This is a genomic window from Acidobacteriota bacterium (assembly GCA_016700075.1).
Lineage (GTDB): Bacteria > Acidobacteriota > Blastocatellia > Pyrinomonadales > Pyrinomonadaceae > OLB17.
This window is the reverse complement of the sequence record CP065000.1, coordinates 1,288,353-1,301,734: the sequence shown is the minus strand read 5'-3', so window position 1 is coordinate 1,301,734 and position 13,382 is coordinate 1,288,353. Positions and strand designations below refer to the sequence as shown.

Genomic DNA, 13,382 nt, shown 5'->3' with positions numbered 1-13,382 from the left:
TAATGAGCGGGGTAATTCGATCAAACAATCATTAGCGTTCACTATTCAACGCCGGTTATATCCAAGTTGAATATCGAAGTATTCGTGTTTATGTTCGTCGGGTTAAATCGGAAAGTCCGAGAAACGACCGTCAGCGTGTAGTTCTCGCCTGCGTTGATGTTGTCAAAACGGAAGAATCCGAAAGAACTGGTCGTGATGTTCCTCGATGCCCCGGTTGAGTCGGTAAGTATGACCGTCGCACTGCGGAGGCCCTGTCCCGACGGCGTCAGCACACGTCCCGAAACCTCTATGTCTGCCGAGATGGCAAAATTTGCCGCGGACACGCCCACCGGGTCCACGAAATTGTGCTCACGTACGCGGACCTTAGCCTGAGCGGTGGGCAGATTCGGCACCGTGAATGAGTGCGAGCCGGTATTCGCGATATTTGTCGCAATAGTTACAGGATACGTCGCACCGCCGTCTGTAGAGAGCTCGATGGTCACATTGCGTGTAAAACCGCTTGTATTCGTCCAGTTGATGACCGCATTGCTGCCGACACTTAGGACGCCGCCACTCGGCGTTACGTTCGTTATCGTATCGGGAACGCCGTCATTGTTCGCATCCCGGAACCAGCCGATATCCCGCATTTGCTGCCTGGTCAGGTCTAGGTCGAGCGGCAGATTTAGCGTGATCGAGGGCTCCATGAGCAAGTTTGGGAAACACGCCGTATCAAAATGCGAAACAGATGAGCCGCTTTGAAATGTTGCGGGGGCAAAAAGCTGCACACGGCCGGTCGCTGCCTCGCGGCAGGTCTGCAGAAAGCCTGACGCCAATCGAACATTCGGGCCGTTCCACAACAGGTTGGACGAATTCAATGCCGAAGCGGCACGCTGCGTGTTCGTCATCTCGTTCCAACCGAGATTGACCGTACGGTCGAACATATTGGTCGTGTAGGCGTCGGGGAGTCCGTTGAACAGGGCACCTGTCGTTCCATTGGCAAACGACTGAAAGCCAAGTCCGTGAGCCATTTCGTGAAGCAGGACGACCAAGAGATTCGTCGTGTTCGACGGCGTGGTGTTGTTAAAGCCCATGTACCACGTTCTGCCGCCGAGGCAACCCGGACTGCCGTTGAGATTTGAATTGAACGTGGCGTTGATGTCCGGCGAGGCACTCAGGTCGACACCGGCCTGCTTGTTTGCCAGTGCCTGGCTGTACCATGTGTTCGTTAAAACGGCTCCCGTAAAATTGTTATGGACAGTGACGGCGCCGGCGGAACCAAGGACAGCGGATGTGGGTGTGCAGGTCAACGGATCGAACTGCGATCGAACCTGAATATTTACCGAACTGTCCAAAAAAGAAGCCCATATGTTTGCGGCGAAATTGAATACATTCAGCCGCTGCTGGCCGAGCGTGGTGCCTTCATTGCCGCCGACAGGACTGACCGGTGTCGGATCGTTAAAGCCCTCGCCTGCTCCGTCGTTGTTTACGATCGTGATCGTGGCAGCTTCGGGCGATGCCGTTTGCCGCTCTACGAAGGCCTCGATCATATTCCGGTAGAACTCTACCTCAGCTTTGCTCATGCCCGGGTACGCGGCGTCGGTTCGGAACTCTGCTAGCTTGCCCGACAAAGGGCGTCCCGTTTCCAGATCGCGGCCGAAGAATTCATTTGCCTCCTCGAGGCTTGTTACGCAATATGTCGCCGACCGGCCCATTTCATCAATGGCCATAAGCGGCACGTTCATAAAACGCCCCTGCAGATCAACCATTGTACCGCCGCGGTCAGTCATCTCTTCGTACAGTCCGATCGTCGAACGGTCAGCGAGACGGCGAATTTCAGCCGCCAGGTCGGCGTCGCCTTCGCGGCTGACGTTCCTTTCGCCCTTGCTGCCTTTGGCGTTCTGAGATGAGGCGGGCACCGAAAAGCCTATAAATGCAGCGGTCAAGCCCGCGAAAGCAGCAATGAGAACAGCCGCCCGAAGCGGATCATTCAATAATTTAGAAAAGAGCATAATTTATTGGGACCATCGCCGATCTTGGTCTTTCACTAGTGTTATTCGGAAAAGGCGGCCGGTCGAAAAGGAGGAGTGTTGACAACGCAAATTTCAACGAAGCGAAAGCCTTGGGCAATTTCCGATATTAACACGCCGCAAAGAGTGCGGACAACAAAAAAATGCCGCCTTCATTAGCAGGCGGCGAACGTGGTCGGTCCGCAGGCAGCTTGCCTGCGGTCCGGCGAACAACCACCCGCTACCGCAGGTGGTTCTGACAAGATGCATGCTGGCAGCCTGCGGTCCGACGTGTCACTCCAGTCCCACGAAATCAACATCTGTCAGTGTGTCGAGCACCTGAACGACACGCGGTGTGAAGCGGTAGCTGCGTGAGCTGACGCTCATTACGAATGAGTCACCAACAGGCACGCCTTCGAAACGGTAGTAGCCGAACGAGGAAGTTACCGCTGTGCGGACCACGCCTGCGGCGTCGGTCATCGTAACTGTGGCGTTGCGTAGAGGCGATCCGCTCGCCGTGAATACGCGTCCTGATACTTCGACACCGGCGGATGTTGGAATCAGCATCTCGACCGCACCGATGTCGGCACCGTCGCCGCCGGGAGCGTTGGCGATGCCGGTGAAGTCCGTCGGCCGAAGCTGTCCGCGTTGATCGGTCGTCAGCGAGAACGAATTACCGCGATCCCACGCCGGGCTACCCATCAGTAGAGAGTGCGTCGCCGTCGGTCCGCCGTTCATCTGCAAAGGCGCGATCAGCGGGTTAAGAACCCCCGCACCGCCGGTGCCGACCTGATCCGCGATTCCGGTGAATCCGGTCGCCGTACCGACATTGCCGATGAGGTTGTAGCCCTGCGACGTGAACGCACCGACCACATCAGGCATCGTCCCGTTGTTTACATTGGCGGCAATGATCGAGTTTCTAATGGTGAACAGTCCGGCAAAAGAGCGCACGCCGCCGGCACTGTCCGTGCCTGTGGATGAGTTGTTCGTTATCGTGCTGCTTTCGATCAGCACGTCGGCAAACGAAAGGATCCCGCCCGCCGAGCCGTTGCCCGTGCCGGTTTTTGTGTTGCCGCTGATCGTTGAGTTTATGATCGACAGGTTTGCGACAGTGTCGATCGCACCGCCGGTCGCACCGTTCGTAGTAGCCGTGTTTCCCGTGAACGTAGATCGGACGATGTTCAACACACTTACATTGTTGGTGTCATAATAGCTGCCGCCAACGAGAGCCGTGTTGTTGCTAACTGTGCTATCGGTGATATTCACCGTTCCCGCGATATTACATATCCCGCCGCCAAAATTGCCAGCAGAGTTATTCGTGATGACCGTTCCGATAAGATTCACCGTCGCCCCGGCTACACGAACCGCACCGCAGCCGCCGGAATCCGATGCCCCGATGCCGTTGCCTTGCGTCATTGTCACACCTGAGATGTTCACGATGTTTGCGCCCGAGATCGAGAAATGACGGCCCACGTTGTCGCCGCTGATCGTCAACTGATCCGCTCCCGGACCGGTGATCGTCAACGGTATCGCGATCGCGATCTCGCCCGTCAGCGTGATCGTGTCGCCGCCGTCAGTACCGTTCTCGCCCCTCGCCGCAAACGGTAACGCAAACGTGATCTCGCTAGACGGACACGCATCTATCACGGCCTGCCTTAGACTGCCCACTCCGCTATCCGCCAACGTCGTCACCACCGGATCGACGGTGCAAGACGGCGTCGGTGTGGCAGTCGGTGTTGCTGTCGCGGTCGGAGTCGGCGAAGGCGTCGGCACGCCTGCGAGATTTATCCCAATGTTATATTTGAAGCTACCCGCGGGTCCTAGGTCGTTCCACGCAACAGGCGGGTTTGGGTTTGCAAAATACTGTTCTCCGCTCCGTACAGGTATCTCTGTATCAAACGCGAGTCCAAAGTTCGTTGTATTCGTCTGTTGAATTCCGACATAGAAATCTCCCGGACCGACCGGAACCGGTGCCGGCAGCGTTATCAGTTGGGGTCCCGCAGATGAGACGGTCCGATCTGCGGCATCAACATAGATCGGAACCGTTGAAGGAACTCCACCCGAATCGCCATAAATGGCGATCCGATATGTGGTCGCCGATGCTGAAAAAAACTCCAACCTCACATCGGCTATCTCCTCTGACGAAGTAGTTGAGAATCTTCCAATAATAGCCCCTGAGCCTCCGGAAAAGCCGGCACCGTTGGAACTCGTTGTTCCGGGATATTTGTAGCTATACCCGAGTTCGGTCACATCTAGCGGTCTCGAACTCAAATTATTGGCATTAACATCATCGGGAGGAACCGAAACGGCGATTGAATTCGAACCCAGCAATGTAGGCGAAAATGCCGAGAAAGTAACAACGGATTGGCTACAGCCCGGAAGGGCAGGGATCGTTTGCGTGTCGGTAAAGACCTCGGCCCCAGTGATGTCGAGAGTTACCGGCAAGTTGACAAGGCTGTTGACGCCTAGATTCCTGACAAAGGCACGAATGCTTTTAGGCGACGCGAGTCCAAGTGGGACCTCACCATAAGAATAAATCTGTGTGACACTAGCATCATTAGATGTGAATGTGCCAAAGCGAGTTTCCGGACGGAAGTTTGAGAATGTACCGGCGGTCCCGTTCACGGTCTGCGACTGATATGTTGAAAGGACATTACCTGAAGCAGCAGTCGTGGAAAAAACATTGGGCCCTCCAAGTGGTGTTGCAAGTGGACTGGTGGTTTGATATTCAAACAATACCGTTACCGCATTGCCGGGCGTCGGTGTAAATAACGAAGTACCCGGACCGCCGATCGGTACGTCAATGTTGATCTCTGCAATACCCGCAGGTATCGAAATTGTGCCGTCAATGATCTTGGTAAATCCTGTCGGGTCGATGGTGGCATTCGGCAACGCTGTCGCCGCCGCCGGTGTGTCGAGCAAATACACCCTGAGGTTTCCTGTCGTTGCGACCGACTGAGCAATCGGTGCCGCGGCTGCAGGCGGGCTGGGCACGTTCCAACGCCAGCCGATCGAACCGACCGGCCCCGTGTGACCGGACTGCGCCATCTCATTTGCAAGTATCAAGTATTTACTGTTTACGAACTGCCGTGAACCTTGCGGTGCTCTCCCATTCGCAGAAGTCGCATTATTCCCGCGCAACACCGGCAAAGCGCAGCTCGGCGGCGGTGTCAGGGCTCCGACCGACCAGTCTGAGAACGCCGTGACGCCTGTGATAGAGGCAGTGTTGTTAACGACATCTATGGTTCCGCCGAGGTTTTCGGTCGTCACGCCGGTACGACGCAGAACGCCAAAATTTGATTCTATCGCGATACTGGGAACGTCTGTCTGCAGATAATTGAACGTCAGATCTGCCTGGGTGATACCGCCGGGGCTCGGATCGAGGCTCCAATTTCGCGTGATGGAATAGTCCGAAAGAGCTCCGGTCAATACACCGCTGTTCGCACGTACAGTGAATGTCGTCCCTCCGCCAAAAGTGCCTGCTGTCGCGTTAACATCAACAGGCGCAGCTCCCGCAGCGGTACCGACATTGAATCTGGCAGTTCCCGCACTGAAAAACGTGCGCCTTAGAGCTCCGTTAACGTAACCGTTTGTGGCAATAATAGTTCGGCCGCCGGTCATCAACGTGAATGCGTTTGTATTGAAAGTACCGTTGGTAAGGTTTACGGCGACCGTCCCTCCGTCGAGATTGATATCAGTCAAAAGTGAGACACTTCCACCGAGTTTATCAAGCGTCCACACTCCGGTCGGGGGCACGCCCGTTCCGAGCCGTTCGAGTGTCTGAACGTTGGTACCCGTAAAGATGATCTGAGCGTTCCCGCCGCTGAACGTCGAGCCGACAGACACATTCCCAAACACTTCCAGATTGCCCGGGCCATTTATTCGACCGCGGGTAAAGGTCGTCGTGCCGTTCACGCGCACCACGTTCCCCGACGAGATGACCACATTCGTGATCGCCCCAGTCTTGTTGATCGTCATGTTGTTCAAGGTCAATACGCTCGGAACATTGATCGTATTCTGGAAAGTTCCGAATGTGACAGTTCCGGTTCCCGCGTTAAATGTCCCGGACCCGCTTATCGTTAGATCGCCATTTATGGTCGTGTTGCCGCTCGATGCATTGAATGTCCCGCCGGACAAGTTCAGGTTCGTAGTGGTCGTCGCACAATTGCCGCCACTAAATGTGCCGCCGCTCTGATTGAGAGCCGGTATCGACACACTCGCTCCGCCGCTGCATTGAAAGGCCCCGAAACTCTGTGCCAGCGATCCAATGTTGAAGTTGCCACCGGTAACGTTTATCAGAGCGCCTTGCAACGTGACATTGCCGCCGAACAGTGTTCCGGCAGCGAGATTGAAAGTGCCGCCGATAAAGTCCGATCCCAGGTTGAACGAGGTCGATGCTGATCCGGCATTGAATTCGCCGCCAGTTTGCGTAAATGCCGAATCAACTGTAAATGCCGTCGAACCGCCATTAAATGTCCCGCCGTTTTGCGTAAATGATCCGGTAACGGTCCCTCCGCCATTGAATATCCCATCTGTTAGCGAAACACTGCCATTGATCGTGCCGCCATTCAGGCTCAAAGTTCCTGTTCCGCCTTTGTTGACGTTGCCAATTATCGACCCGCCGACTCCGACAACGACATTTCCCGTACCCGAAATGTTGATCGTCGTAGCGGTCAGAGCAGCATTGATAGTCAACGTGCCGCCGGAGATCGTGATCGAATTTAGAGGGTTACTATTGACATTCAGAGTAGGCTGGTTAGGGGTGATCGCGTCGATCGTGACGTCAGCTCCCGCTACTGGCACGATACCTCCACTCCAATTATTGCCGCTGTTCCAAAGCGTGCTGAAATTTCCGCTCCACGTTTGAGCAGAGGCTGACTGAGACAAAACAAGTATGATCGCCGCACAGAAAATGACTGCGATCCGGTTTACTGATCTACGATTAAACACTTTTAGAATTCCCCCCTATGGAATATGGACATTTCGCCACTCGTTATACTGACGACTAAAGTTACTTCCGAACTTATCGACTTAGTGGCGCTGGAGTCGGCACCAAGCATACTTTTTCACGGATATAATGACGATGACTATTTTATGGACGCAGTGATTATATGGCACAAATTCCCTATTTCAAAATTATAGGAGCACCAACCCCGCTCTTAGCGTCGCCCTAGCCCACTCGCCAGCAACCGACAGTGAACCCCCTGTCCGAACCACCTGCGGTAGCGGGTGGTTGAACGCGGATAAGAAGCCTGTCCGTTGCCTAAACCCGACCGCCGTGCATTCGAGGCAAAGCCCAAAACCAAAAGCCTAATCCCAATAGCCTTTATTCCAATCCAACAAAATCCACATCCGTCAAGGTGTCTGTGACGACGACGACACGCGGGACGAAGCGGTACGTTCGGGACGAGACGCCCATCAGGTAGTTTTCGCCGGCGTTGATGCCTTCGAATTTGTAATAGCCGAACGAAGATGTGACCGCGGATCGCGTAACGCCGTTTACGTCGGTCATCGTCACTGTGGCGTTACGCAATCCGCGTCCGTCGGGCGTCATCACGCGCCCAGACACTTCGACTCCGGCAGATGTTGGAGGCAGGAGTTCGAGTCCCCAGCCGCCGAGTATTTCGCCCATGAGAGCGTCGGGAGCGAAAGGCGAGCCTGCGTCGTCCCGAATGTAGAGACTCCAGACGCCGTTGCCGTCCGCGAGGCCGAAATTACCAAACAGCGACTGTTCGACTGGCCTGATCAGAGCACAGCCCGGTTCAGCGTAAGGAGCTGCCGGAGCCGGCGGTGCAAAGCTGAGAACAGGCGTCTCGCAGTTAGTCGGCTTGTAGTTGCCGGTCGCCGGTGGCGTGCTGTCGGGCACGGTCTGTGCGGCGATGTCCGAGAACGTCAGCGTGACGTGGTTCGGGAAAGGTATTCCCGGCGCCGGACCGCCGACATCGGCCATGAGCACGTACTTGTTGCCGTTCGGGCCGACAAGCAGTATATCCACGTTGTCCGGGAGGTCGTGATAGAAATCATACAGAGTCACTCTGATCGAACCGACGGATGCCGGTGCTCCCGTTGCCGTGATGGTCGAGGGATGCGGATTAGCGACGCTGCCCAAGAACATCTCGATCGGTGCTGTATTACGCCACTGATTCGCGGTGTCGTTGATGAGCAAAGTCGCCGTCGAAGGCGTGCCGATATCCGCACCCGCAGGGGTCGTCAGCAACATATCGACGGTTTCAGTATTCTCAAGCAGAGTATCCGAACAAAGCGGCACGCTGAAGGTCTGCGACGCTATGCCTATCGCAAAACTCACATTGATCGGCCCTGAATAGATGTAGTCAACACTAGACGTACACGCAACGCCGCCCATCGCGGTATTGTCCGCGAGCACAACATCCACACTCGACGCCCCGGTCAGGCTGCCTGTCCTAGTCACCGTAATGACGGCAGACTGCGATTCATCGTCCATAAACGACGTCGCACCGAATTGAACTTCAGTCGTAGGCGTCGGTGTAGGTGAAGGCACCACGTCGAATGTCGCGGTCACGTTGCGAGCTTGCGACATTGTCACAATGCACGTTCCCGTTCCCGCACAGCCTTCTCCGGCCCAGCCGACAAATACCGATCCCATGTCCGCATTGGCTGACAGCGTAACGACAGTGTTTTCGTTAAAGTCCTCCGTGCAGACGCCCGGACACAGAATGCCCGCCGGTGCACTCGTCACGGTTCCCGTGCCGGCTCCCGCCAAAGTGATCGTCAACGTGAACTGCGGCGCCGCAATAAACACTTCATCCGCACCGATGTCAAAACCCGCGCCCTGCGGCCTTGCATCGCCGTCGATGTCGTCAACTACGCCCACATCCACGCCGACATCTATCATCGGCGAGACGGCCGTTAGGTGGAGGTCTGCAGATGATGTGAAGAGCGGATCGACCTTAAGGCTGGCGTCGTCATTGGTTCCTGCGACGGAAAGCGTGCTCGAGTAATTGCGGAAATTGAGCACGTTTGCCGTGTCTGACGGATCGAAATCGGCAAGGGTGTATTCACCCGTCCCAAATGTCAGTCCTCGCTGAACCAAACGGTTCTGCGGGTCAGAGCCAACGAAATAATCGTTGTTGTTCAATGTCAGATTAAAGGAACTTGTTGCTCCAGTCGGCACGAGCATTGCTACATTCCGAGTACCCGTCGGATTTCCGCCCGTTATTGTATTCACGAAAATGTTGTTTCGTACATTGAGACCGGTCTGTCCCGTTGACGAGATGCTAAACGCACCGGTCAGATTGGTGTTGGTTGTGCCCGGCATCGCTCCGTGCATATTGACGGAGTTATGATGGATCGTGTGTCCGGTTCCCGCACCGACTCGAATGCCAAAGGCACCAAAAGCATTGAACGCACCGGTCCCCGTTACCTGATTGTTGATAACGTTAGTGACAAAATTATTTCGGACAGTGTGATTGCTACTGCCGCCAATATTGATACCGTATGCCGGCCAGGTCTCAGTGTTATTGTTCCTAGCCCGGAGGATCCTATTCTTTTCGATCAGGAATGTCCCATTAGCGCTGTTCGACCCGACATCGATACCAACGGTAGCCCCACCACCTGACCCGGCGAGATATCCCTCGACATAGACCGTATTGCCGGAAATGACACCGTCAGACGATCCCTGTGCCGTAATGGCACGGTTATAGACCTGATCGGCATCACCCTCGACTGGATTGCCGATCTCGTTATTCACTATCTGCAGCCCCGGGTAAATAGTTGCCGAAGCTCCATTGATCGTGATCCCGCGGCCGACCATGGTTATTCGGTTATTTGAGACCAAAAGGTTTATGGCCGTCGCCCCTGCGCCGGTGCCTGCCACTACTGACGTTATCGGGCTCGGCGATCCCGGACCGGTGGCTCCGCTGCCTGCGAAAATACCGAAGGTACTATTTGCGACGCTATCCCCTGTGGTCTGAGTGGCAATATTGCGCCCTGTTGCGCTGCCGATGATGTTTAGGTTCCTGAAAATATTATTGTCTGCACTGTTGACCGTCGTAGTGTTCAACGCGATACGGATAACCGAGGTAAAAGTAATCGTGTTAGCCGCAGTGTTTCGAATAGTAAGATCACGGTTTATTCCAGGTGTGTTCGGATTGTCACCATCGATCGTGACGTTGTCGGCGCCGTTGAGTTCGATAAGGCCCCGGCCGGCCACGGTCGCACCTGATATGACCAGGCCGTCAGAGGCCGGCCTGATGGACAGGCTAAAGCCCGGTCCTAGATCGTTCAGGGCGTGGGTGCCGATCTCGGCGGTCAAGTTGGTCGTAATGGTGAGATTGATATTGCCTACTACGACATTGTTGTTTATGTATTCAAAGATGCCGCCCGGATTGGTCAGCGATTCATAGGTTTCGCCGGTCCCGATATCAAAATCACCCGAAACCTCGAATAAGATATTGTAAGTTCGCGGGCTGGTAGGTGCGCTCGTAATGTTGTTTACATCCGTACCGGCGAATCCGACAAAGGGATTTCCCGACAAGTTGCCGAACGTATCTTGAGCAGCGACGAAATAATCGATGGTGTCGCTGGCCGTTACTCCGCCGAGCAGTGTGTTGTCTATCTCACAATCCCAGGTTCCGTTCTGGACGGTTCCGCCTGTTAGCGAACAATCTGTGCTCACATATGTACCCGCGTTCTTACGGAAATATATCCGTGGAGCCACAGCTCCTGTCGCAACGCCGGTCGCATCCATCAGTGTAACTGTCTGAATTCGATTGCTCGTACTCGTAGTGCTTGTGAGCGGCGTGTAAATGATCACAGGGCCGGAAGCATCGAGGGCGATGAACGGACCTTCGTCCGCACCGATATCCGGTGACGTCAGGTTGCGAAGGTCGCCGTCGAAATCATCTGTGATCCCGGCGATTGGCTGGCCGCCGCTCTCGACCTGAGTCGGAATAACTGAACTGATACGCAGGTAATCCGGGCTGAGAGGATCAGTGCTTAGGAACGGCGGCATCTCGCTCACTGAGAACGAATCGCGAGGGAATATCGTCCCGGCGGTAAAAACACCGTTGCGATAGTCCGCGATGGTTTCCGCACCGCTGATACCGTCAAAATAGATCAGGTTATTCGGGCCGGGAGTTCCAGCGTAAAAAAGATTGTTGTTCGACGTTGCGGCATAGTTGTTGAGCGCGTTTGCATTACCGCTCGAACGCCGAAACGCTACGGTCCGTCCAGCACCACTATGGATCGAAGTATTTACTATGATGTTGTTACGGAGATCAAGATTTGACGTGGTTGCCGTGGTGTTTGTTTGAACAAAGATCCCGGAAGACCCGAAGCCTGCGCCGGACGACGTATTGTTAACGTAGATCGTGTTGAAATAAAACTTAATGTTCGTCGTATCTGAGTTGGTCAGGATCCTCATGCCGGTGATGGCATTGAAGTTTGTGGCATTTGGCGCGGTAAGGTCACCAATGTAATTGTTTGCGATCGTAATATCCGTGTTGGTTGATGATGGGGCCAGGCTTATACCGCTCACGACCGAGCCTGTGCCCGTGCCCGAAAGCGATCTGACAGTATTTCTCGTTACTGTCTGCGGGCCAACTCCGTCGGAGACGGCCAATCCCACGACCACGCCGCCTCCGGTGAGATTGCTTATTGTATTTCCCGTAACAGTGGTTGGATGAGGACTAGTCGAGATCGACATGCCGCTCGTCGTTCCACTACCGCTTGTGATATTGCTTATCGTGTTTCCAGAAACGGTCTTTGTTCCCCGATTGCTAACGCTAATACCGGAAAACTCAGACACTGCCGGGAGCGTAATGTTCGAGAAATTATTGTTCAACACATTATTGATATTCGACGCTGCCGGATCACTGCCGCTGCCCTGTATCCCGGATACGACGGTTCCCGATCCCGTCGAGGTGAATCCGGTGACGATCGAATTGTTGTTAACATTTTTGGTGCCTCCCGCCGGGGCTGTATTGCTATTGTTTATGAACGTAACAAAATTGGTCGTATTCACCGACATATTGGTGAATGTATTCCCCGATATAGACTGATTTAAATGAGTTCCCCACTGACGAATGAACTGGATCTGACCAGTACCTGCTACTGAATGTCCAAAGGTGTGAAAATTGTTGTTGTTGATATTGATCGACGAAGTCGCAGTGTTAGAGCCGCTATCAGAAACTATTCCTGCGAGAGAAACGCTCGCCACAGCCGACCTAAGTGAGATCGAATTGTTATTTATAGAATTGGTGAACGTCCCGGTCGGTACGTTGGAGAAGGTCGGTATCGTGATCCCAGCCAGGGTCTGGCTGCCGGTGCCGCCATATAGGGCGCTTGAAACAGAGTTATGCGAAATATCGGCGTTGACCGTGTTTCGGACCAAGATACCCGGAATTCCTCCGGGAAAGTTGATGTATGAGGTTGCGACTATTTCACTGCCAAAGTTCGTGATCGTATTGCCGTTTGCGACCGATCCGCCAATGGTAAGGCCGTCGTTATGATTTGCCGCTGTCGTGGCACCTATGATAACGATCCCACAATTAACATCCGTGATCTGGTTTCCGGTGATCGTCAGTCCGCTGTTGCTGCCACCTGCGATCGCGTTCCCAATGGTTGTCGGCTGAAATGAGGAATGGCTTGAATTGCTGTAGATGCCAAAGCTGTTTCGGTATAGTCTTTCGAGATCGATCGTATTGTTGGAAATCGTATTATTCTGCGCCCCATTGTTGGATACCCAGTAAAACAAAGCAACACCAAACTCGGTCATGTTGTTAGATGCCGGAGTCATAGCCGTATTGGCAGGATTCTCTAGCATTACGAAACCGGAAATGGTTATAAAATCAGTTCCTATCAGCTTGAAGATCGCGTCCGTCAACGACCCTACGTTATGAGAGGGCGAAGCTGTGATCGTATTGCCATTGCCGACAAGCGTTACGGTATTTGTAGCGCTCGTCGTTGTGAGGATCGGATCTGAGCAACATGTTCTGCCGATGGTGTAGCCGCCTGCCGGTGCCGTCTGTGGATTCCCTGCTATCAGATTGATCGTGACCGGGCCGCTAACGCCCGAAATATTTAGCGTGTCGATGGCAGTCGCCAGGTCAGGGAAATCACCCGGTATGTTGTATAAGCCCGACATCCCGCCACCTGTCCAAGCGGCACTGCGGTACCCGCCACCCGTGAATACCGCATTGTTCTCTTGCATCCGATCGAGATCCAGAACTGAGCTGATGATCGTATCCGGCTCGGTCAACTCGAAAAGACCACGATCGACTACCGATATGCGGTCGGTTGTGATCGCCCCTACGGCGGTTACGCTAATGGCGAAAAGCAAAAATGCGGCGGCTAGACTTATACGGCGCTTTGTCATTGTCATTTCTCCTAAATCTCTCATCGGCTGCGACGGGTTGG

Annotated in this window: 3 protein-coding genes; all 3 read right to left on the bottom strand. The window is 54.3% G+C overall.

What is annotated here, in order from left to right; translation table 11 throughout:
* Positions 1 to 41 precede the first annotated feature (41 nt).
* The 3 genes from IPM50_05765 to IPM50_05755 all read right to left on the bottom strand — a co-directional run bounded on the left by IPM50_05765 (position 42) and on the right by IPM50_05755 (position 13,341).
* Positions 42 to 1,988, bottom strand: a complete 1,947-nt coding sequence (locus IPM50_05765) for a carboxypeptidase regulatory-like domain-containing protein (protein QQS34081.1) — start codon at positions 1,986 to 1,988, stop codon at positions 42 to 44.
* Between the two features lie 291 nt (positions 1,989 to 2,279).
* Positions 2,280 to 6,935 carry a carboxypeptidase regulatory-like domain-containing protein gene (locus tag IPM50_05760; protein ID QQS34080.1) on the bottom strand — a complete coding sequence of 1,552 codons (4,656 nt, stop codon included), beginning with the start codon at positions 6,933 to 6,935 and terminating at the stop codon, positions 2,280 to 2,282.
* Between the two features lie 376 nt (positions 6,936 to 7,311).
* Complete coding sequence (locus IPM50_05755; GenBank protein ID QQS34079.1) at positions 7,312 to 13,341, bottom strand: hypothetical protein; 6,030 nt, start codon at positions 13,339 to 13,341, stop codon at positions 7,312 to 7,314.
* Positions 13,342 to 13,382 lie beyond the last annotated feature (41 nt).

Bases quoted from the DNA above. Each gene is read 5' to 3' on its own strand.
- IPM50_05765 (QQS34081.1), bottom strand. From the start codon at position 1,988: ATGCTCTTTTCTAAATTATTGAATGATCCGCTTCGGGCGGCTGTTCTC.
- IPM50_05755 (QQS34079.1), bottom strand. From the start codon at position 13,341: ATGACAAAGCGCCGTATAAGTCTAGCCGCCGCATTTTTGCTTTTCGCC.